This is a genomic window from Streptomyces daliensis, assembly GCF_054782395.1.
The window spans coordinates 98,197-118,460 of the sequence record NZ_BAAGSO010000005.1 but is presented as its reverse complement, the minus strand read 5'-3'; the positions used below and the strand labels follow the sequence as shown (position 1 = coordinate 118,460).

The window sequence follows — 20,264 nt, the reverse complement described above, 5'->3', positions numbered from 1 at the left end:
CAAGGCTCCTTACTGGTCAGGGCGTTATCGGATCGGATGCGGGCGGACCGTCATCGCGGGCTCCCACGCGTGGCGTCGGGTTGGGCACTGCGGCCGGCGGCAGGGCGCCGGGTCAGGCTGAGGACGAGTCCGGCCAGGGGGAGTGCCGCGAGCACGGCGAGGGCCACCGGCGCCGGCACGATGCCGGACAGGCCCGCGACAGCGGCCGGACCGATCCCGCCACCCAGGGCGTTCATGAAGTTGAGCAGGCCCACTGCGGTGTCGCGGTCGTCCGCGGCGACCAGGTTCGGCGCGAGGCTCACCAGTACGGCTTGGGCGCCGGCGAACCCGCACACGGTCGATGCCGTGCCGACGACGACGGGGACCGGCCCATTGAAGACCGCGACCACGAGCACGCCGACGACGGTGAGTGCCGCAAGCCCGGCCGACACCTGCCAGCCGGTGAACCGGTGGGTCAAGGTGCCGACCAGCCGCCCGGCCAGCACCGAGCAGGCGGCGGCCGGGACCAGGAGCACGCCGGCTTCCAGGGGGCCACCGCCCGTGGCCTGCTCGATCAGGGACGGGGCGCGGAACAGCACCCCGTAGTAGCCGGCGAAGACGGTCCCGCCGATGAGCCCGGCCGCCAGGAAGCCGCGGGATGCGATCACCCGCCGAGGCACGAACCCGTCGGGCGTGCTTCGCAGGCGCCACCACAGTCCCACGGCGGCGAGCGCCCCGGCGGCAGCCACGACGAGCGTGACCGGAGCGGGCAGGCCGACCGAGTGTGCCTGTAGCAATGTGATCAAGGAGCCGGCGAGTACCGACAGCACGGCCGCGCCGACGATATCGAGTCGCCCGGCCGAGCCGTTCCGCTCGCCGCTACCGCTACCGCTACCGCTACCGCTACCGCTCCGCGTCAGCGCGCGCCTGCTCGGCAATGCGGCCAGCAGGAGGGGCAGCGCGAGGACCGGGATCGCGAGCACCGCACGCCACCCGAGCCATGCGGTCACAGCGCCGCCCAACAGCGTCCCGCACCCCGACGCCGTCGCGCTGGCGGCCGCGATGATTCCCAGGGCGCGGATCCGTTGCCGCCCGGGAAGGGCGGTGGCCGCGGCAAAGACGGCGATCACGGTCGCGCCAGCCCCGGCGCCGCCGATCAGTCGGCCGACGATCACGACGGACAGCGTCGGCCCGGCTCCGGCGAGCGCGGAGCCCGCGGCGAGCGTCACGACCCCGGCGACGAGGACCTGGAAGGGGCTCCAGCGGACCAGCAGCCGACCCGCGACGGGCATCGCGAGTGCGGAGGTCAGCGACCACGCGGCGAGAATCCATGCGGTGGCCCCGAACGGCACCGCGAGTGCGCGGGTGATGGCCGGCAGGGCCACCGACGGCGCGCCCAGCGCCACGTACATCGGCAGCACCAGCATCCCCAAGGTCAGCCCCAGCCGACGCCCGTCGGGGGCGCCGGTTCGCTCCGGTGCCGGGGCCCCTCCAGACGGGATCGTCTGCGGCGTCGTTCCCTGCCGGGTATCGTGTGACACGCTAAAGCTCCTTTGAGTGTCACATTATGGAGCAGTGAGGAGACACGTCAAATGCGGGATGCGTATCACAGCCCATTGGTGATCCAGATGGCCGTCGACCTGGCCAACACCTTGAGGCCGATCAAGGGAGAGGACGCGCTCGAGACCGTCGAGCAGCTCCGGGACTTCCTTGACGACCATCCCGCGGCTGAGCCTCCGAGTTCGGCCGCGAGCCGAGGGACCGGTCCGCGGCATCTCACCCGCGCCGACCTGGCGGAAGTCCGCGCGCTGCGCGAGACGGTGCGCGAGGTGCTCGAACGGGCGAACGCGGACGCGGTCGAAGCTGCGGCTCTGATCAACGACGGTCTGCGTCGCAGTCGCGCCACCCCGGTACTGCGCCACGAGAACGACCGCTGGTGGACCGAGGTGACCTCCGGCACCGACCGCTGCTCGGCGCGCCTTGCCGCGACCACGCTCAGCGCACTGGCCTCCGTGATCGCCACGCTCGGTCCCGCTCGTCTCGGCGTATGCGCCGGGCCGACCTGCCGGGCCACTTTTGTGGACCTCTCGCGCAACGGCTCGAAGCAGTACTGCACCCGGACCTGCGCACACCGGGCCAGCGTCGTGGCCTACCGGAGCCGTCGCAGCCCGCGCTGAGCGCCGGCACCTGACAGCGGAGCTGAGGACCTACGCGTGTGGAGCACGTGTGGCGGGTGCTCAGCGGCTCGTCTCGTACCTGGTCAGGATCACGCCGCAGGGAAGCGTCCGGGTCTCCACCAGGTTCAGGTTCACCCAGTTGTCCAGTGCGGTGAAGAACGGGGTGCCGCCGCCCACCAGGACCGGTGCGGTGGCCAGTACGTACTCGTCGATCAGCCCGGCGCGCATGGCCGCCCCGGCGAGCGTCGCGCCGGCGATGTCCATCGGGCCGCCGTCCTCGGCCTTGAGCCGGGTGATCTCGGTGACCGCGTCGCCGGTGACCAGGCGGGTGTTCCAGTCGACCTTGTCGACCGTCGAGGAGAACACCACCTTCGACATGTTCCGCCAGCGGCGCGCGAACTCGGTCTCGGCCTGGGTGGCGTCGGGCTGCTGGTCGCCGGTCGGCCAGTAGGAGCTCATCGTCCGCCACAGCTTGCTCCCGTACAGCGACAGATCGGTCGCCTGCAACTGGTCGGACCAGAACTGGAACAGCTCGTCGCTCGGCACGCTCCAGCCGATGTCGTCGCCGGGCGCGGCGATGTATCCGTCCAGGGACACGTTCATGCCGTAGATCAGTTTCCGCATGGCGTCAGCCTTCCGTGAGTCGGGTCGGTCTTACGCGTACGGACCGGCGCGGCGCGGGAAACTCGTCGGTGCGTGATCTGTGCTCGCATGCGGTCCTCAAGGGATACCGGGCGGTTCAGGGGGTGACCGTGTCCGGGAACCGGCGCTGTGTGCGGCCGGCGACGAGGAGTTGGTGGAGGCGTTCGAGCGCGGCGACGAGATCGGCCCGCTCCTTGTCGTCCGCCCCGGCCAGGGCGTTGGTCAGGGCCTTGTCGGCGCGTCCGGCCCGGCGCTGCTGGCCGGCGGCACGGATGGTCTCGGTGACGTCGACCAGTGTTTTGCGTCCGTCGGAGGGGTCGGCCGCGGTGGTGGCCCAGCCGCGTCCTACCAGGGCCCGCACGCTGGTGGAGACGCGGCTTTGGGCCAGGCCGGAGCGCTTGGCGATGTCGCCCACGGCGCTGCGGCCGTTCAGGAAGAGGTCCTGGAGGACCAGGAATTCGCCGGGGGCGAGTTCGGGTGCGTCGGCGCCCATGTCGTCGAGGGCGATCTCGGCCAGGCGTCGGCCGAGCTGATACAGGTCGCTCATCTCCATCCCCCCAAGCTACATCTCTGCTGATGCATCTCCAATATATGCATCTTGACAGATCAATCTCTAGAGATACATCCTCAGAGATGTAAGCGGCGAGCCCGAACCCCCCACTGGAGAGACACCGTGAGCCTCAGCGACTACCTGCTCTACACCGGCCTGTTCATCGCGATACTCGCCACCCAGCTCGGCACGCGGCGTCCGGACGCCAGGCGGTTGCTGCTGCCCGTGGGGATCGTCGCCGGCGTCGGATTCAAGTACCTCAAGGAGATTCCGTCCGGGAGCACGGCCCACTTGATCGAGGCGGCCGGGCTCGCGGTCGGGGTGCTGTTCGGACTGGCCTCGATCGCCCTGATCCAGGTCCGCCGCGACCCGGCCGACTCCCGCCTGGTCACCGTCGCGGGCTGGCCCTACGCCGCACTGTGGACGGCCGCGATGGCCCTGCGCCTGGGCTTCGCCTACGGCTCCACCCACTGGTTCACCCACGCCCTCGCGACGTTCTCGGTCCAGCACCAGGTTCCGGCCGCCACCTACGGCACCGCCTTCGTCCTCATGGTCCTGGCCATGATCGCCGTCCGGACCGGCGGCGTACTCGTCCGTGCCCGGCTCGCGGGTGCCACCGTCGACTTCGGCTCGCTGCGCATCGCTCGCCACTTCGCCCGCTGAGCGCCTGCGCCCGCGCCTGTACCTCTGCGCCTGCGCCTGTGCCGGGACCTGGACCTTCCGGGGAGCGGGACCTCACAGCTCCACCAGGACCGCTCCCACGTGGTCGCCTCCGACCAGTTCGCGCAGGGCCCTGGGGGCGTTGTCGAGGCCGTGCAGCCTGGAGTGCGGGAACGTCAGCGTGCCGGCGCGCAGCCCGGCGCCGAACTGGCGGTACCACTCGGGGACCAGTTCGAGGTGGTCCGCGTGGAGGACGGTGCCGCGCACGGTGATGCCCCTGGTCAGCAGGGCGAAGGTGTCGATGGCCGTCGCCGGGAAGCCGGAACCGGAACCGGAGCCTGAGCCGGAACCGGCGCCTGGGCCCGAGCCGGAACCGGAGCCCGAGTCGGCGAGCTGGGCGCCCAGCGCCCCGACGAGGGCGATGCGGGCGCCCCGGTTGGCGACGGCGATGGACGCCTGGAGCTGCTCTCCGCCGACGTTGTCGATCACCGCGTCGATGCCCTCCGGAGCCGCGGCGCGCAACTGCTCCTCTACAGGTCCCGCGCCGCGGAGGACGACGGCGTCGTAGCCGAGTTCCTCGCGCAGGATGTCCGCCTTGCGCTGCGAGCCGGTGCTGCCGATGACCCGCCGGGCCCCGCGGAGCCGGGCGGCCTGCCCGGCGAGGGACCCCACGCCGCCCGCGGCGCCGCTGACGAAGACCGTGTCCCCCGGGCGTACCCCGACTCCGCGGGTGACGCCCGCCCAGGCCGTGGGGCCCTGGGAGAGGTAGGCGCCCGGCTCGGGCAGCAGACCGGGGTCGAGGCGCTGTGCGGCGGAGGCGTCCAGCAGGGCGGACTCCCGCCAGCCCAGGTCGTGTTGTACGAGGTCGCCGGGGGCGAAACCGGTGCCGGGAGCGGACACGACCTCGCCGATCGCGGGACCGTACAGCGGCTCCCCCGGTGCGAAGGGGCGCATCGGCACGCCGGTCGTCCCGTCCATGAGCGTGCGCATCACGGCGGCCACGCTCATCACCAGGGTGCGTACGAGGAGCTGGCCGGGGCGCCGTTGGACCTCGTCGTTCCCGCGGGGCATCGGCTCGCGGCCCAGAGCCGGGTGGCGCTCGGGGAGCTGGCCGGTGAGGCGTTCGTCGACTTCCCCTCCGGCTACGGCAACCGCGCGGTGACGGATCGCGCGTTCGCCGCGGCCGGGCTGCCACGCCATGTCGCCATCGAGATCACCGCCATCGGGACCGGCGCCGACTTCGTCCGCCACGGCCTGGGCATCGCCCTGCTGCCCCGGGGCAGTACCGGGTCCGACGACGGCCTCGTCGCGCTGCCCGTCACCGGTGCGGACCTCGACTGGCCGATCTCCCTGGCCACGCCGGGCAACCGCACCTTGAGCGCGGCGGCCCGCGCCTTCGAGCGCTTGGTGGACCAGCATCTGCGGGCGCGCCTTGAGGTGGTGTCAGGCGGTTCTCGTGGGTCCGCGTCCCTCGGGAGTGGCTGAGGCTCGTCTGCGGGCGCGATACGCCGCGGCCTTGACGCGGTTGCCGCACTCGTCCATTCCGCACCAGGTGCGCCGGGTGCCGCGTGAGCGGTCGAGGTAGATGCGGGTACAGCCGGGGCGGCCGCACTCCTTGAGGCAGGCGTGGGGATCGGCGAGCACGGTGATGCCGCTTCTGGCCGCTTGGGAGAGTGCCGCGTGGAGGTCTCCCGACATGTGCAGTCCCGCGTCGCTGAGCCTGATCGTGGGCACCGGTCCGGCCGCCATGTCGTTGACGGTCTTGAGGCCGGCCGGTTCGAAGGGGCGGCCGAGGACGCGGTCGAGGGCGAGTTGGTAGATCGCTTCGCGCAGTGACAGCGCGGACGCGAATCCCGTGGAATCGGCGGTGACACCGTCGGGAAGCTCGTCACACGCGGCGATCCACCGCTCCAGGTCCGCGGGCGAGGCCAGGAGGTCCAGGGGCTCGTGCCGACGGGACCCCACGGTGCCTGCCAGGTCGAGGGCCGGGTTGCCGCTCACGAACGCGAAATCCACGTCACCATCTTGACCGGTGACGAGGCCGATGACAAGGTCGTCACCGGTCAAGATGGTGACGGATGGATGGGCGGGAGCACGCATGGCCGAGATCCGCGGCATCGGCACGGACATGGACATCGACGTCGTCGTCTTCGACGTCCTCGGCACACTGGTCGACGAGCCCGGCGGGCTCCGAGCGGCGATTCGCGAGGCGGTGCCCGCGTCCGACGACACGTCCGGCTATGCCTCTGCCGACGGGCTGCTCGCCTTGTGGCAGCGGCATGTCGAACTGGAGCAGCGGCGCATCGGACGCGGCCACCGCCCGTACGCCGGCACCGAGATCCTCGATGGAGAAGCCGCCCGGCTGGTGGCCGACCACGCCGGAGTCGCCGACTCCGCGATCGTCGCCCGGCTGGCCACGGCAGGCCAGCGGCTGTCGCCCTGGAACGACTCCGTCGCCGGACTCGAACGGCTCGCGCGGCGGTTCCCCGTGCTCGGGCTGTCCAACGCCGGCCGTACTGCGCTGCTGCGGCTCAGCGCACATGCAGGGCTGCGCTGGCACCAGGCCCTGTCCGCCGAGACCGTCCTGGCCTACAAGCCGGATCCGGCCGTCTACCGGTTCGCTGTCGAGACAGCCGGATGTCCCCCGGAACGCGTGCTCATGGTGGCCGCGCACGCCTGGGACCTCCGCGCGGCTCAGGCCGAGGGCATGCGGACCGCCTACGTCCGACGGCCGGGCGGAGATCCGCCGACGAGCTCCGACGACTTCGACCTGCGGGCCAGCGGCTTGGACGAACTCGTCACAGCGCTGCTGTGAGAACCCGTGGCACAACCCGCGGCCCGCACCCCGTCGGACGCACCGGCGGGGCGCGCACCGTCCCGACGGTCAGCGGAGGGTCTTCACCATCACCCGTTCCCTGGCCCCGTCGTCGGACAAGAGGTCCCCGAGTTCGGGGGAGAAGCCGAAACCGTGGCGTCGGTACAGCGTCATCGCGGGCTCGTTGCCCGGCAGCACCGCCAGTCTCAACGTGGTGGCGCCCGAAGACCGGGCCCACGCCTCGACCCCCGCGACCAGGAGGTCTCCGACGCCCCGGCCCCTGGCCTCGGGGCTGACCCAGACGGATCTCAGCTCGCCGGTGTCGCCGTCCACGGGAAGCCCGCTGGCCATTCCCACGGCCTGCCCGCGCAGCAGCGCGACGATGTTGTGGGCCCCGGCCATGGCCAGACGCGCACGCCACCGCTCCTCCCCACCCCGGTGCCAGTCCTCGATCCGGGACTTGAAGGAGAGCGGAGCCTCGGCCAGCGCGGCGAGACGAACGTCCCGCCACAACGGCCAGTCGTCGGCGTCGGCCTCGGCCGTGAGAACCCGCAGGCGCACCGTGCGCGCGAGTCCGTCGCGCCCGCTCACTCCGTCGCGGGCGGGCACAGGCACTCGGCGAGCAGGTCGACGATGTCGTGCCAGGCCCGCCGCGCGTGCCGTGGGTGGTAGCCGACGCCGGGACGCACCGTGTGGCCGACCGTCGGGTGGTGGAAGGCGTGCAGCGCTCCGCCGTAGACGACGAGGCGCCAGTCGACGCCCGCGGCCTGCATCTCGGCGGTGAACGCGTCCCGTTGCGCGGGCGGCATGATCGGGTCCTCCGAGCCGACTCCGGCCCATACCGGGCAGCGGATGTGTGCCGCCTCGCCCGGTCGGCCCGTGATCAGCCCGTTGACGGTGGCGATCGCGCGCAGACCGACGCCGGCGCGCCCGAGTTCCAGCGCGACCGCGCCCCCGGTGCCGTAGCCGATGGCGGCGATCCGGTCGGGGTCGGTGCGGGGTTCGGCGCGCAGTACGTCGAGCGCCGCGTGGCCGATGTCCCGCATCCGGCCGGGGTCGCCGAGCAGCGGCATGCAACGGGCCAGCATTTCCTCCGGGTCTTCCAGACAGCGCCCGCCGTGGAGGTCGAAGGCCAGCGCCACGTAGCCCAGTTCGGCCAGCGCCTCGGCCCGGCGTCGCTCGACATCGCTGAGCCCCACCCCCTCGGGTCCGATCAGGACCGCGGGCCGTCGCCCGGCACCGGCCGGGAGCGCGAGGTGGCCGGTCATCGTGAGGTCGTCGGCCGGGTATGCGACCGTGCGTGTGGTGACCGTCGTCGTCATGAGCTGGACAGTAGTGAGCGACGGGCCTGCGCGGGCCGGACTTCACCGTCGGCGGAACAGCTCGTCGGCGGGCGCCGGCTGGGCGCGGGCGTACCGGTGTGTCAGTGCGCGGTGAGGCCGCCGTCGACGACGATTTCGGAGCCGGTGACGAAGGAGGACTCGTCGCTCGCGAGGAAGAGCATCGCCGGTGCGATCTCGTCGGCCCGGCCCGCGCGGGCCATGGGGGTGCGCACGATGTCCGGCTGCTGGTCGCCTTCCTCGTCGAGGATGTCCTGGATCATCGGTGTGGCGATCACTCCGGGGTGTACGGAGTTGACCCGCACGTTGTCGCGCGCGTACTCGACCGCCGCGGTCTTCGACAGGAGACGCACCGCGCCCTTGGACGCCGTGTACGCGGCGGCGCCTCCGCCGCCGATGAGCCCCATGACCGAGGATGTGTTGATCACCGATCCGCGGCCGCTCGCGCGCAGCAGCGGCATGGCCGCCCTCATGCCGAGCCAGGTGCCCTTCTGGTTCACGTCGATGACGCGGTTCCAGGTCAGCTCGTCGGTGGCCTCGACGCCGCTCCAGTCCACGACGCCCGCGACGTTGACGAGGACGTCGAGGCGGCCGAAGCGCTCGCGCACGGTCGTGAGCACGTCGTCCCACGCCTGGGCCGACGCCACGTCGTGCACGGCGGTGACCACCTCGCCGCCGTGCCGCCCGCGCCCGATGCGGGTCTCCAGTTCCGCGAGCGGCTGCGGGGCCGTGTCGGTGACGACGAGGTGCGCGCCTTCGCGCGCGAAGAGTTCGGCGGTCGCCGATCCGATGCCGCCGGTCGCTCCGGTGATCAGTGCGACCTTGTTGTGCAGACGGCTGCTCATGAGGGGTCCATTTCGTTCAGTCGTGCTTGGTGCTTGGTGCTTGGTGCTTGGTGCTTGGTGTGTGGTGCGTGGTGGCTCAGGCGGCGGTGAAGCCGCCGTCCGCCGCGACGACGGCGCCCGTCATGAAGCTGGAGCGGGCGGAGGCGAGGAAGCCGATGACCTCGGCGATCTCCTCGGGCTGGGCCACCCGCCCCAGGGGGTGTGCGTCGCCGAAGGAGCGCAGGTAGGCGCGGCTGTCCTCGCGGATGTTGTCGAGCAGGTCCGTCTCGATCACGCCGGGTGCCACGGTGTTGGCCCGGATGCCGTGGGGCCCGCCTTCGAGGGCGATGACCTTCGTGAGCTGGGCCAGGGCGCCCTTCGAGGCGGTGTAGGCCGACCCTTCGGGCAGCGCGACCGTGCACGTGTAGGAGCCGACGTTGACGATCGTGCCGCCGCCGCCCTGCTCGCGCATGGCGCGGAACGCCTCGCGGGCGTGCAGAAACGGGCCCCGGGCGTTGACGGCCAGGACGTCGTCCCAGTCCTCCGCTGTGGTCTCGGTGAGCGGCTTGTTCAGCGTCCGGCCCGCGTTGTTGACGAGGATGTCGAGCCTGCCGAAGCGCTCCAGTGCCGTTCCGACCGCGCGTACGGCGGTCTCCTCGCGTGCGACGTCCCCGGTCACGGTGGCCACTCCGGGGAACTCGGCTGCCAGCCGCTCCACCTCGGCCCTGATGTCCTCGGCCACCACTCGGGCCCCGTGCTCGTGCAGCCACGCGACGGTCGCCCGGCCGACGCCGCGTGCGGCGCCGGTGACGAGGGCCGTCGCGCCGCGCACGCCATCTTGCTGACTCATGGTTCTGTTCCCTGTCCCTGTCTCCGCCCGTGTCCTCGCGGGCTCGATGCGATGCCTTGCGCTTCGAGTCTGCGCAGGTCAGGGCCCCGCAACCAGGACGCGTACTGCCTGGGTGCGGCACACCCAGGCAGACGGGCACGGGCAGGCGGGCGCGCGGGCGAGCGTCAGGTGGTCCCGGACGTGGGCGCCGGGCCGGGGCGGCCCCCGGTGAAGGCCAGCAGGAGTGCGGCGGTCCGCTGCGGCTCCTCCAGGATGGGCGTGTGCCCCGCACCGGGCAGCCACTCGACCGTCGCGCCCGGGACGACGCGGTAGTCGGCCGCCGACGAGGGCCGCCATCTGCGGTCCTGGTCGCCGAAGATCACATGCAGCGGCTTGCCGAGGTCCGTCAGCCGGCTCGGGAGCGCCCGCTGTTCCAGATACGCGGTGTACGCCTGCATCGCCGCGCCGATCGCGCGGTAGGACATGCCGCGCAGCTCGTCGACGAGTTCCTGCGGCACGCGGTAACCCTCACGGAACGCGGGGCCCGCGAAGCGGCGGATCTGCTCGTCGGACGGCGGCCACCGCTCGGGGTCGAGCGCGAGGGATTCCGGTGCGATGAAGGCGTCCAAGCGTGGCCCGGTGTTGATGAGCCCGAGCGCCGTCACCAGGCCGGGGCGTCGCTCGGCGAGGGCGGTGGCGGCGTAGCCGCCGCTGGAGTGCCCGACGGCGGTCACGTGCGGGACGCGGAGCCGGTCCAGCGCCGCGGCGAGGGTGCGTGCCAGGGTGGGGGTCGCGTAGTCGCCGTCGGCGGGTTCGGGCGAGCGGCCGTGCCCCGGCAGGTCGAAGCGGATGACGCGATGGGCCGTCGTCAGCAGCGGGACCAGCGCGTCCCAGGAGCGGCTTGAGGTGGCGGAGCCGTGGAGGAGCAGGAGCGCGGGGGCGTCGCGGGGGCCGTCCTGGCGGACGTGGAGGTCGCCGTTCTCCAGACGGAGCGTCGACACCTCGGTGGAGTCGGGGCTTGTCTGCGGGGTCGTGCCGCGTGTGGTCATGGGCTCACTGTCGCGTCCGCCGCGCGCCTGACGCTTGGACGAATGTTCCCTCGACGGGCGCCCGCGTAGCATTCGACGATGGGGGTCACTACGCGTGAACGTACCGATATCGCCGGGTCCGCCGGGTGGGACGTCGCTCGTCCGCGAGGGCTCGGCCGGGGAACCGGCTTGGACATGGCGGGGTTCCGGGTCCCGGGGACAATGGTCGGCGGCCTGCGGGTGGTTCCGCATCCGGCCGTGATGCTGATTCTGGAATTCGGCGCCGGCGCGTACACCGTCGACGACGGCGCCGGGCGGAGTCACAGGGGAAGCCTCGTCGCCGCGCCCGGATGCGGTTCCGGAGGCGGGGTGCGGGCGTGGGGCGCGGACATCGAGTGCGTGCAGGTGCGGCTGTCACCCGTGCTCGCAGGCGCGGTTCTGGGCGTCCCTCCGGCCGAGCTGGCCGGTTCCGGTTCTGGCTCCCGTTCCGGTTCCGGTTCCGGAGGCATGGTGTCCCTGGACGACCTGTGGGGCCGGGAGGCGTCGAGGATCCGCGAGCGGCTGAGCGAGCTGCCGTCGTGGGAGGACCGCTTCGCGTTCGCCCTCGCGCTGCTCGCGCGCCGAGGCGAGGCGCGGTCGCAGGTGGACCCGGAGGTGGCCTGGGCCTGGCGCCGGATCGTCGCCAGCGGCGGCCTCGTACGGGTCGAGCGGCTGGCGGCCGAACTCGGCTGGAGCCGCAAGCGCCTGTGGTCCCGGTTCCACTCCCACATCGGCATGCCGCCCAAGCGTGCCGCGAGGCTGGTCCGCTTCGACCGCGCGGTGCACCGCATGCTCGCGGGCGACGGCGCGGCCCGCGTCGCGGCGGACGGCGGCTACTGCGACCAGTCCCATCTGCACAGGGACGTCGTGGAGTTCACCGGCGCGACGCCGACGGCCGTGGTCGGCGAGCCGTTTCTTACCGTCGACGACCGCGCGTGGCCGACGGGTTGACGGCCGCCCACTCACAACCCACGGCTCACAACCGGCTGTTGGACGCCGGCCGCTGACCGCGCGCGCCTCAGTCGTTCCGGGCCGTCGCCCGTGACCTGAGCGCGGCGGCCACGAAGGACGCGACCATCGGGCGACGGTCCTGCTCGTTCCAGGCCAGCACGAGGCGGCTGCGCTGCGCGTCGGCCACCGGGACGCGGACCAGCCCCGGCGGGACCGGCTCGACCAGCGAACGCGGGAGCACCCCGACCATCCGGCTCACCCTGATCATGTGGAGGAGCTGGACGACGTCGGCGACCTCGGGCCCGTCGCCGTCGCCCCCGGGGTCCCCGGGGACCCCGGGCACCCCCTTCCAGCGCGGCAGCGTCTCGCCCTCCAGGTCTGCCTGGCGCACCGAAGCGCGCCCGGCCAGCCGGTGCCCGGACGGGACGATGACCACGCGGTCCTCGGCGTGCAGCGTCTCGTGGGCCAGCCCTTCGAGGGCGTCGAACGGCACGTAGAGCAGGCCGACGTCGGCCCGGCCGCCGAGCAGGAAGTCCGTGCGGTCGGCGGGGCCGCTGAAGAGGATGTCCACCCGGCGCGCTTCGGGCTCGTGCGCGTACTCGGCCAGGATCGGGGACAGCAGGCCCGCGTCGCCGCCGGGCTTGAGGACGAGCCGCAGATGGCCCCGGGGGTCAGCGGCGCGACGGGCGCTCTGGACGGCGGCGCCGACCGCGTTGAGCGCGTGCCGCCCGTGTTCCCGCAACGCCTCCCCCGCCGGGGTCAGTTCGACGTGTCTGCTGGAGCGGATGAACAGGGGCACGCCGAGCCGGGTCTCGATCCGCCGGATCGCCTTCGACAGCGCGGGCTGGGCGATCGAGAGCCGGGCCGCCGCCCGGCCGAAGTGCAGTTCTTCGGCGACGCCGAGGAAGTATTCCAGCTCGCGGGTCTCCAGTTCGGCCATGCCTGTAGGTTATCGCCGGAGAACGAACGGGTCTTGGACGCCGACGGGGTGCGCGCTCAAGAATTGCCACATGATCCAGCACACAATGATCGTTTCCTTTGACCAGCCGCTGCCGGACGCCACGCTCGGCCAATACCTCGCGGACATCGAACAGACCATGCTCGACACCGGCCTCGTCCGGTCCTTCGAGGCCCGGCGCCACCTTCCCGTCCCCGGCGAGGAGGCCGTTCCGGCGCTGATAGCGACCGCGATCGTGCGGGTCGACGTGGCCGACACCGACGCGCTGACGAAGGCGTTCGCCGCGCCAGGGCTGCACGAGGTCATCGAGCGCTGGCAGTCGCGGCACCCGTACAAGGTCGCCTGGGCCAACCACGAACCGCTGGCATGAGCGGCGTCCCCCGGAACGCGGACGGCGTTTCCCCGAACGCGGGCGGCGTTTCCCCGGACACGAGTGACGTCTCCCGGAAGGCGGGGCTGGTCACCGGTGGCGGCAGCGGGATCGGCCGCGCGGCGGCGCTGGGGCTCGCCCGCGGCGGCGCCGCCGTCGCCGTGCTCGACATCGACGGCGGCACCGCTGCCGAGACCGTCGAGCTGATCAGCGCGTACGGCGGGGAAGCGCTGGCCCTCACCGCCGACATCGCCGACGAGGACTCCGTGCGGGCGGCCGTCGAGCGCACCAGCACGGCGTACGGCGGACTCGACTTCGCCGTCAACAGCGCCGGTCTGGCCTCGCACAACCGGCGGCTCGACCAGATGCCCCTGGACGAGTTCGCGCGCGTGGTCCACGTCAACCTGGCCGGGACCTTCCTGTGCATGAAGTACGAGCTTCCCCTGCTCAAGGACGGCGGCGCGATCGTCAACATCGCGTCCAACGGCGGCCTGTACGCGATCCCGACAGCGCCCGCCTACGTCGCCGCCAAGCACGGCATCGTCGGCCTCACCAAGACGGCCGCCGTGGACTACGCGCCGCGGGGCATCCGCGTCAACGCCGTCTGCCCGGGCCCGACCCGCACACCCGGCTTCGAGCGGGTCGCGGCCGGTACCGACATGATCGCGGCGCAGGAGGCGAGCACTCCGCTCGGCCGGATGGCCACGCCGGACGAGGCCGCGGCAGCGGCGGTCTGGCTCTGCTCGGACGCGCCTCCTACGTCACCGGGATCGCGATGTCCGTCGACGGCGGACGGCGGGCGTGAGGGCGGGCGTGAGAGCGGCGTGAGGGCGGGCGGGCCCGGCCGCCCTCAGCCGTTGCCCAGGGTGCGGGCGAGGAGGGGGAGCAGGCGGTCCCAGTGGTGCTGGAGTCCGGAGGCGTCGAAGGCGTCGGTGTCCGACATGGTGAAGCCGTGGACGGTGCCGGGGTAGACCTCCGTCGTGTAGCCGACGCCCGCGGCGTCCAGTTCCTTGCGCAGCTCCGCGAGGGCCTCGGGCGTCAGATCGCCCTCGGCGAGGCCGAGGTGGACCTCGGCGGTGAGCCGGTGGGCGGCGCGGTGCGGGCTGTCGGGCGCGTCGGTGACCAGGAGGCCGGGGTGGAATCCGGCGACGGCGGCCACCTTGCCGGGGTGGGCCGTGGCGGTGCGCAGCGCCAGCGCCGCGCCCAGGCAGTAGCCCGTCACGCCTACGGGCCCGTCCGAGACCTCGGCCCTGGCGGTGAGGAAGTCGAGGTAGGCGTCGGCGTCGCGCAGAACGCGCTCGGCGGTGTGCGCCTCGATCAGGGGCATCAGCCGGGCGAAGACCTCGGGCCGCGCCTCTTCACCGATGTGCTCGGGAAGTTCGATCACCGGTGCCGGGCCGTGCCGGTAGTAGAGGTTGGGCACGAGCACGTAGTACCCGTGCCCGGCCAGCTCACCGGCCATCCTCTCCAGCACGGGCCGCACGCCGAAGGCGTCCGGGTACAGCAGCACGCCCGGGTGCCGCTCGCCCCCTTCGGGGTAGGCGGCGAAGGCGTCGGCCTGGCCGTCCGGGGTGGGAATCCGCAGTGACGTGGTGGGCACGTTCTTCCTTTCCTGGGCTGTTCCTGGGCTGTTCCTGGGCTGATTCTGGGCTGATTCTGGGCTGGTCTCCATGGCTCAGCGCACTGGCTCGCAACTCATCCGGCTTCCGAGGTGTTCCCGGCGCGTGAGCGGGTGTGGGTGCGGGCGCGTGCGGGGCCCGTCGGCTCGATGCGGCGGGACTGGACGTGCTCGTAGACCATCGTGGTCTGTACGTCGGCGACTTCGCGGCGTTCGGTGAGCCGGTCGATGACGAAGGCGTACACGCCGTCCACGTCCGGTACGGCGATGTGGAGGAGGAAGTCGTGGCTGCCCGAGGTGACGAACAGGCCGATCACCTCGGGCAGCCGCGCGGCCCACTCCCGGAAGCCCTCGATGACGGCGCGGGCCGGGGGCCGGATGCGCACCGAGATGAGGGCCTGGAGGGGGCGGCCCGCCGCGTCGAGGTCCAGGGCCGCGTGGTAGCCGGTGATCACGCCGCGCTCGCGGAGCAGCCGCACCCGCTCCAGCGAGGTGGAGGGCGAGACCCCGGTCTTGGCGGCGAGGTCGCGGTTGGTCTGCCGTGCATCGTTCTGAAGCTCCCGCAGCAGGGCCAGGTCCAGCGCATCAAGTTCCACGGAACCCACTGTACGCCGAATGATGTGCGGTCGCTGGTGCGCGGGGCCGGACTCCTGCCTAGCCTCGGCGGCCAGGAACGCACGAAAGAATGACCAGTGGGAGCGAGCGCATGTCTGTCGAGTCGGTGGAGTCCGTGGAGAGCGCGTCCGGCGCGTCCGGCGTGACGTCGGTGGGCTTCGCGCCCGAGGAGATGGACTTCGGCCTCTCCACCCGGCAGATGCGGCTGAAGTGGGTCGTGGTCGTCGACGCCGCGCTGCCGTCCGGGCGCGCGGCCAACGCCGCCGTCTGCGCCGCGGCGCCCACGGTCGCCGCGGTCTCGGGGCTGCTGGGCCACGGGGTGGCCGACGCGGAGGGGGCCGTGCACCCGGGGCTGCCCTGGACGGGCTGCTCGGTGCTCACCGCCGACGCCGCCACCCTGCGTACCCTCCGCGCCAAGGCGGCCTCCCGCGCCGACACCTTCGTCGCCGACGTGCCCGTCGCGGCCCAGAGCACCCGCGTCTACAACGACTTCGCCGACGAGGTGGGCAAGAGCCGGACGGAGGACCTGGACTACTGCGCGATCAGCATCGTCGGCCCCCGTAACCGCGTCGACAAGATCGTCGGAAAGCTCCCCCTCATGCCGTGATCCGGCGCCCCTGACTCAAGGGCGCCCCTGACTCAGGGGGTCAGGGGGCCGCGCGGCGCAGGGTGGTCGCGCGTCGCATGTGGGAGAGCTTCTCGGGGTTGCGCACGGCGTAGAGGCCGGTGACGAGGCCGTCGTCGATGCGCAGCGCCACGACGGTGTCGAGCGCGCCGTCGACGTGGAGGGTCAGCGCCGGATAGCCGTTGACCTGGGCCGGGCGCAGCGAGCCCAGGACGGAGAGCCTGCTCAGCCCGTTGGCCAGCAGACGGGCCACCTTGTCGGCCCCCACGACGGGGCGCGGGAGCGCCTGCTTGATGCCGCCGCCGTCGCCGAGGAAGACGACCTCCGGCGCGAGGATGTCGAGCAGGCCCTGGAGGTCGCCGGTCTCGGTCGCCCGCTGGAACGCGTCGAGCGCGTGCTTCGCCTCGGCCGGAGAGACGGTTCCGCGCGGGCGGCGTGCCGCGACGTGTGCCCGCGCCCGGTGGGCGATCTGGCGGACGGCGTCCTGGCTCTTGTCGACGGCCTCGGCGATCTCGTCGTAGCCCACGTCGAACACCTCGCGCAGCACGAACACGGCGCGCTCGGTCGGGGCGAGCGTCTCCAGCACCAGGAGCATGGCCATCGAGACGCTGTCGGCCAGCTCGACGTCCTCGGCCACGTCGGGCGCGGTGAGCAGCGGCTCGGGGAGCCAGGGGCCGACGTAGGACTCCTTGCGGCGGCCGAGGGCGCGGAGGCGGCTCAGCGCCTGGCGCGTGGTGATCCGGACCAGATACGCGCGCCGGTCCCGCACCGTTCCGAGATCGACGCCGACCCACCGCAGCCAGGTCTCCTGGAGGACGTCCTCCGCGTCGGCGGCGGAGCCGAGCATCTCGTAGGCGACGGTGAAGAGCAGGTTGCGGTGGGCGACGAACGTCTCGGTGGCGGGGTCGGCGCGTCCGCCGGTCTCTGTGCGCTCCGCGTGCTGCCCGTGCTCCTCGCGCTCCCCGTGCTCCCCGTGTGCGTTCCTCATCGGCTGCCCCTGTCCGCTCGCTCCCGGCGCTGTCACGCGCGTTGTCACGCGCGCTGTCCCGCGCACAAGACGCCGGTGCCCGTGCCGTTGTGACACTCCTGGGCGGTGGCGCACGTCACACGGTCGACCCGTCACAGGGGGCGGCGGCGCGGCATCTCGTGTTCGTCCCGTAGGAGACCACGAGTGAGGACGACGCCATGGACGCCCGGTTCAACATGTTCGAGAACGAGCTCGGCAAGAAGTTCAGCAAGCGGTTCGCCAACGCCGGCATGCCGATCCAGCAGTCGACGCTGCCGAAGTCCACGCAGGAGCTGATGGCGCTGCGCGCCAGCCAGATCAACGGCTGCGGCTGGTGCATCGACGCGCACACCAAGGACGCCACGGCCGCCGGGGAGAGCCCGGTGCGGCTCCACCTGGTCGCCGCCTGGCGCGAGGCGACGGTGTTCACGGAGGCCGAGCGGGCCGCGCTGGCGCTCGCCGAGGAGGGCACCAGGATCGCCGACGCGCACCAGGGCGTGTCCGACGAGACCTGGGCCCAGGTGCGCAAGCACTACGACGACGACCAGACCGCCGCGCTCGTCTGCCTGGTCGCCATGATCAACGCGGCCAACCGGCTCGCCGTGATCGTGCACCAGCGGGGAGGCTCCTACGAGCCCGGCATGTTCGCCGAACTGCTCGGCTGACCGGCGGCCTGTGCGGGGCCGGCCCGGTCCGGACGACGGTTCGTTCCAGGCCGTCCCAGGCCGTTCCGGGCCGGGCCCGCCGCAGCCGACGTCACATCAGGGCACGTCGAGCAGGATCTTGCCGACGACGCCCTGTTCCAGCGCGGTGTGCGCTTCGACGGCGCGCTCCAGCGGGAACCGGTGCAGCGGCAGCCCGGCCTCCTCGCCGACGCGCAGCGCGCCCGCTGCCACGGCCGCCGCGACATCGGCGACCGCCTGCCGCTTCGCCGCGTCCGGCACGGTGTAGACGAAGACGCTCTGCCAGCGCAGGTTCGCCGACAGCGTGGCGAGCACCGGGACGGACAGGTGCTCGTCCTCGCCGCCCGCGTAGTAGGCCACCACGGCGCCTCGCGCGGTCACCGCGAGGTCGAGCGCGGAGTTGGCGCCCGGCGCGACCTCCACGACGATGTCGACGCCTCCGGGCGCGAAGGCCAGGATCTCCGTGGCCGCGTCCTGAGCGCGGTAGTCGACGACGTGGTGCGCACCGGCCGCGTGCGCCAGCGCCGCCTTGGCTGGCCCGCTGACGGTGGTGACGACGCGTGCCCCGGCCCAGCGCGCGAGCTGGACGGCCGCGTTGCCGACAGCCCCGGCACCGCCCGCCACCAGCACCGTCGCGCCGTCGAGGCTGCCGGGCGCGAGCCGTCCGGGGCCGCCGTCCTGGACGGTCAGCGCGCGGTGCGCCGTCAGCGCCGGGATGCCCAGGGCCGCGCCGAGCGCGAACGGGGCGTGCTCGGGGAGGGCGACGGCGTGCGCGTCGGGGACGAGCGTGTACTGCTGCGCCGTGCCCCACGGCCGCTCCCACGCGGCCTCCCAGATCCACACCCGCTGCCCGACCCGCGCCGGGTCCACCTGCGGGCCGACGGCGTCGATGACCCCGGCGCCGTCCTGGTGGGGCACCTGCTCGTCGATGCCCGGCGCCAGTGGACGCCTGCGGGTGCGCCAGTCGGTGGGGTTGACGCCCGAGACGTGCACACGGACCCGTACCTCGCCGGGGCCCGGCTCGGGGACGGGCCGCTCGACGAGCCGCAGGACGTCGGGGTCACCGGCCGTTGTCCGGACGACGGACTTCATCTCTCACCTGGTCTTCGCTCGGTCTTCGCTCGCGCGGTCTTGAACCCCCGCGCGGAGCCGGGTATTCCGGAGCGGCCGGAGCGGAGCCCTCCCGGCACCGGGACCGGGGTCAGTGGCCCAGGGCCGTCGCCTTGGTCGCGCGTCGCGCGAAGACGTCGTCACGGCGGTCCGTCATCTGCCGCAGCGCGTCCTTGCGGTCCCGCTTGGAGAGCCGGTCGAGGTAGGTGTGGCCGAGGAGGTGATCGACCTCGTGTTGCAGGCACCGCGCGAAGTACCCCGTCCCCTCGATGACGAGGGGGTCGCCGTCCTTGTCGAGGCCGCGCACGACGGTGCGGTCCGTGCGCGGCACCGTCATGGCCGCGCCGGGCACGGACAGGCAGCCCTCGAACTCCTCGACGAGGCGGCGGCTGCCCGGCTCCGGCGGGTCCAGCACGGGGTTGACGAGGTGGCCGACGTGCCGGATCCCGTCGTCGTCCGGGCAGTCGTAGACGAACAGCCGCAGGCCGGCGTCCACTTGGTTGGCGGCGAGCCCGGCGCCGTCGGCCACGTGCATCGTCAGGAACATGTCGTCGATCAGCGCCGACAGCTCCGGGGTCCCGAACGCGGTCACCTCCCGGCACGGGCGGCTCAGTACCTCCTCGCCCACCTCCGTGATCCGACGCACCGAACCGTGCTCCGCCTCCGGGGGCAGCGCGGGGTACGCGTCGACGGGACGGCCCTGTACGCGGACCCGGCGGTCGGCGGGACGCGGTTGCTCTCGACGAGCGGACATGGCTGGCTCCCCTTCCGTACATGTCTCGTACGCCTCATGCGCCTCGGCGGCTTGCCAAGGGCTTTGCAAAGTAGCAGACTTTGCAAAGTGACTGAAGACGACCTCTCCCTCTCTCCCGAGGCCGCTGCCGACGGTGCGCTGCCCGAGCACGAGGCCCGCACCGCGCTGCTGGACCTGCTCGCGGAGGTCGGCGCCGTCACGGCGACCGAGGCAGCGGGGCGGCTGGGATACAGCTCCGGGCTCTGCTCGTTCCACCTGCGGCAGCTCGCGCGGCACGGGTACATCGAGGAAGCCCCGCACAACGGGGGCCGCGCGCGGCCCTGGCGGCTGCGGCGGCGGGACGGCCGTGCCGCGGCCGGTGCGGGCGGTGCGGGCGAGAACGAGGGCGGGGGCGGCGACGGGCTCGGTGATCTGGCGCGGGGACTGGAGGACGAGAGCTGGCAGCGCTGGCTCGCGCAGCGTGCGGAGGCGCCGCCGGAATGGCGTCGCGACGAGGCGTTCAGCGCCGTCGCCTATCTGACGCCCGAGGAGATGGGGCGGGTCGCGGACGCCGTACGACGGGCGCTCGCCCCCTACCAGGACCGCGAACACCGCCCCCTGGCCCGGCCAGAGGACGCCCGACCCGTGGCCCTCATCAGCCGCCTGTTCCCGCTGCTGCCGCACGAGGCGGACGAGGCTGAGCAGGGCTGAG

The 20,264-nt window shown here is 72.8% G+C and carries 25 protein-coding genes and 1 pseudogene; 10 read left to right on the top strand and 16 right to left on the bottom strand.

Annotation, left to right across the window (positions count from 1 at the left end; translation table 11 throughout):
- Positions 1-50: 50 nt before the first annotated feature.
- On the bottom strand, positions 51-1,520 hold the full coding sequence (locus ACYVOO_RS01305; RefSeq protein ID WP_461013815.1) for an MFS transporter: 1,470 nt from the start codon (positions 1,518-1,520) through the stop codon (positions 51-53).
- Between the two features lie 51 nt (positions 1,521-1,571).
- Between ACYVOO_RS01305 and ACYVOO_RS01300 the strand changes: the two genes are divergently transcribed.
- Positions 1,572-2,156 (top strand): CGNR zinc finger domain-containing protein, encoded by a 585-nt coding sequence (locus tag ACYVOO_RS01300; RefSeq protein WP_461013814.1) that lies wholly within the window; start codon positions 1,572-1,574, stop codon positions 2,154-2,156.
- 60 nt (positions 2,157-2,216) lie between these two features.
- On the opposite strand, the gene ACYVOO_RS01295 is transcribed toward ACYVOO_RS01300, so the two are convergent.
- Together ACYVOO_RS01295 and ACYVOO_RS01290 are read right to left on the bottom strand one after the other, a co-directional pair.
- Positions 2,217-2,780 carry a dihydrofolate reductase family protein gene (locus ACYVOO_RS01295; RefSeq protein ID WP_461013813.1) on the bottom strand — a complete coding sequence of 188 codons (564 nt, stop codon included), beginning with the start codon at positions 2,778-2,780 and terminating at the stop codon, positions 2,217-2,219.
- A 115-nt stretch (positions 2,781-2,895) separates the two neighbouring features.
- On the bottom strand, positions 2,896-3,351 hold the full coding sequence (locus tag ACYVOO_RS01290; RefSeq protein ID WP_461013812.1) for a MarR family winged helix-turn-helix transcriptional regulator: 456 nt from the start codon (positions 3,349-3,351) through the stop codon (positions 2,896-2,898).
- 120 nt (positions 3,352-3,471) lie between these two features.
- Here ACYVOO_RS01290 and ACYVOO_RS01285 point away from each other — a divergent pair, with 120 nt between their 5' ends.
- Positions 3,472-4,011: a hypothetical protein gene (locus ACYVOO_RS01285; protein ID WP_461013811.1), complete on the top strand. Its 540-nt coding sequence runs from the start codon at positions 3,472-3,474 to the stop codon at positions 4,009-4,011.
- 72 nt (positions 4,012-4,083) lie between these two features.
- On the opposite strand, the gene ACYVOO_RS01280 is transcribed toward ACYVOO_RS01285, so the two are convergent.
- Entirely contained in the window at positions 4,084-5,079 is a 996-nt protein-coding gene (locus ACYVOO_RS01280) for an MDR family NADP-dependent oxidoreductase (RefSeq protein ID WP_461013810.1), read from the bottom strand.
- On the opposite strand from ACYVOO_RS01280, the gene ACYVOO_RS01275 reads away from it, so the two are divergent.
- Entirely contained in the window at positions 5,053-5,493 is a 441-nt protein-coding gene (locus tag ACYVOO_RS01275; RefSeq protein WP_461013809.1) for a LysR substrate-binding domain-containing protein, read from the top strand. The genes ACYVOO_RS01280 and ACYVOO_RS01275 overlap by 27 nt on opposite strands.
- Here the strand turns inward: ACYVOO_RS01275 and ACYVOO_RS01270 are convergent.
- Positions 5,452-6,024: a CGNR zinc finger domain-containing protein gene (locus ACYVOO_RS01270; protein ID WP_461013808.1), complete on the bottom strand. Its 573-nt coding sequence runs from the start codon at positions 6,022-6,024 to the stop codon at positions 5,452-5,454. The two genes, ACYVOO_RS01275 and ACYVOO_RS01270, sit on opposite strands and share 42 nt — an antisense overlap.
- 82 nt (positions 6,025-6,106) lie before the next feature.
- On the opposite strand from ACYVOO_RS01270, the gene ACYVOO_RS01265 reads away from it, so the two are divergent.
- Positions 6,107-6,823 (top strand): haloacid dehalogenase type II, encoded by a 717-nt coding sequence (locus tag ACYVOO_RS01265; RefSeq protein WP_461013807.1) that lies wholly within the window; start codon positions 6,107-6,109, stop codon positions 6,821-6,823.
- A 69-nt stretch (positions 6,824-6,892) separates the two neighbouring features.
- Here the strand turns inward: ACYVOO_RS01265 and ACYVOO_RS01260 are convergent, their stop codons facing one another.
- From ACYVOO_RS01260 to ACYVOO_RS01240, 5 genes are all read right to left on the bottom strand, one after another.
- Positions 6,893-7,438: a GNAT family N-acetyltransferase gene (locus tag ACYVOO_RS01260; RefSeq protein ID WP_461013806.1), complete on the bottom strand. Its 546-nt coding sequence runs from the start codon at positions 7,436-7,438 to the stop codon at positions 6,893-6,895.
- Entirely contained in the window at positions 7,411-8,145 is a 735-nt protein-coding gene (locus ACYVOO_RS01255; protein ID WP_461013805.1) for a dienelactone hydrolase family protein, read from the bottom strand. The genes ACYVOO_RS01260 and ACYVOO_RS01255 overlap by 28 nt, the downstream gene beginning before the upstream one ends.
- A gap of 101 nt (positions 8,146-8,246) precedes the next feature.
- On the bottom strand, positions 8,247-9,008 hold the full coding sequence (locus ACYVOO_RS01250; protein WP_461013804.1) for an SDR family NAD(P)-dependent oxidoreductase: 762 nt from the start codon (positions 9,006-9,008) through the stop codon (positions 8,247-8,249).
- A gap of 76 nt (positions 9,009-9,084) precedes the next feature.
- Positions 9,085-9,837: an SDR family NAD(P)-dependent oxidoreductase gene (locus ACYVOO_RS01245; protein WP_461013803.1), complete on the bottom strand. Its 753-nt coding sequence runs from the start codon at positions 9,835-9,837 to the stop codon at positions 9,085-9,087.
- A gap of 164 nt (positions 9,838-10,001) precedes the next feature.
- On the bottom strand, positions 10,002-10,865 hold the full coding sequence (locus ACYVOO_RS01240) for an alpha/beta fold hydrolase (protein WP_461013802.1): 864 nt from the start codon (positions 10,863-10,865) through the stop codon (positions 10,002-10,004).
- A gap of 174 nt (positions 10,866-11,039) precedes the next feature.
- On the opposite strand from ACYVOO_RS01240, the gene ACYVOO_RS01235 reads away from it, so the two are divergent.
- Complete coding sequence (locus ACYVOO_RS01235; protein WP_461013801.1) at positions 11,040-11,834, top strand: helix-turn-helix domain-containing protein; 795 nt, start codon at positions 11,040-11,042, stop codon at positions 11,832-11,834.
- A gap of 67 nt (positions 11,835-11,901) precedes the next feature.
- Here the strand turns inward: ACYVOO_RS01235 and ACYVOO_RS01230 are convergent, their stop codons facing one another.
- On the bottom strand, positions 11,902-12,774 hold the full coding sequence (locus ACYVOO_RS01230) for a LysR family transcriptional regulator (protein ID WP_461013800.1): 873 nt from the start codon (positions 12,772-12,774) through the stop codon (positions 11,902-11,904).
- Between the two features lie 70 nt (positions 12,775-12,844).
- Here ACYVOO_RS01230 and ACYVOO_RS01225 point away from each other — a divergent pair, with 70 nt between their 5' ends.
- Entirely contained in the window at positions 12,845-13,162 is a 318-nt protein-coding gene (locus ACYVOO_RS01225; protein ID WP_461013799.1) for a hypothetical protein, read from the top strand.
- Positions 13,159-13,967: pseudogene (locus ACYVOO_RS01220) on the top strand (SDR family NAD(P)-dependent oxidoreductase). Before ACYVOO_RS01225 ends, ACYVOO_RS01220 begins: the two are co-directional and overlap by 4 nt.
- Before the next feature lie 45 nt (positions 13,968-14,012).
- Here ACYVOO_RS01220 and ACYVOO_RS01215 read toward each other — a convergent pair.
- Positions 14,013-14,762 carry a dienelactone hydrolase family protein gene (locus tag ACYVOO_RS01215; RefSeq protein WP_461013798.1) on the bottom strand — a complete coding sequence of 250 codons (750 nt, stop codon included), beginning with the start codon at positions 14,760-14,762 and terminating at the stop codon, positions 14,013-14,015.
- A 95-nt stretch (positions 14,763-14,857) separates the two neighbouring features.
- Entirely contained in the window at positions 14,858-15,376 is a 519-nt protein-coding gene (locus ACYVOO_RS01210; protein WP_461013797.1) for an Lrp/AsnC family transcriptional regulator, read from the bottom strand.
- 110 nt (positions 15,377-15,486) lie between these two features.
- Between ACYVOO_RS01210 and ACYVOO_RS01205 the strand changes: the two genes are divergently transcribed.
- Complete coding sequence (locus ACYVOO_RS01205) at positions 15,487-16,002, top strand: DUF2000 domain-containing protein (protein ID WP_461013796.1); 516 nt, start codon at positions 15,487-15,489, stop codon at positions 16,000-16,002.
- Between the two features lie 40 nt (positions 16,003-16,042).
- On the opposite strand, the gene ACYVOO_RS01200 is transcribed toward ACYVOO_RS01205, so the two are convergent.
- Positions 16,043-17,008, bottom strand: a complete 966-nt coding sequence (locus ACYVOO_RS01200; RefSeq protein ID WP_461013795.1) for an RNA polymerase sigma-70 factor — start codon at positions 17,006-17,008, stop codon at positions 16,043-16,045.
- A gap of 197 nt (positions 17,009-17,205) precedes the next feature.
- On the opposite strand from ACYVOO_RS01200, the gene ACYVOO_RS01195 reads away from it, so the two are divergent.
- Positions 17,206-17,691: a carboxymuconolactone decarboxylase family protein gene (locus ACYVOO_RS01195; protein ID WP_461013794.1), complete on the top strand. Its 486-nt coding sequence runs from the start codon at positions 17,206-17,208 to the stop codon at positions 17,689-17,691.
- 96 nt (positions 17,692-17,787) lie between these two features.
- Here the strand turns inward: ACYVOO_RS01195 and ACYVOO_RS01190 are convergent, their stop codons facing one another.
- Positions 17,788-18,801, bottom strand: coding sequence for an NADPH:quinone reductase (locus tag ACYVOO_RS01190; RefSeq protein WP_461013793.1), 1,014 nt, complete (start codon positions 18,799-18,801; stop codon positions 17,788-17,790).
- Positions 18,802-18,910: 109 nt separating this feature from the next.
- On the bottom strand, positions 18,911-19,573 hold the full coding sequence (gene def, locus ACYVOO_RS01185) for a peptide deformylase (RefSeq protein ID WP_461013792.1): 663 nt from the start codon (positions 19,571-19,573) through the stop codon (positions 18,911-18,913).
- Between the two features lie 87 nt (positions 19,574-19,660).
- Here def and ACYVOO_RS01180 point away from each other — a divergent pair, with 87 nt between their 5' ends.
- Positions 19,661-20,263: a winged helix-turn-helix domain-containing protein gene (locus ACYVOO_RS01180; RefSeq protein WP_461013791.1), complete on the top strand. Its 603-nt coding sequence runs from the start codon at positions 19,661-19,663 to the stop codon at positions 20,261-20,263.
- The last annotated feature ends 1 nt before the right edge of the window (position 20,264 follow it).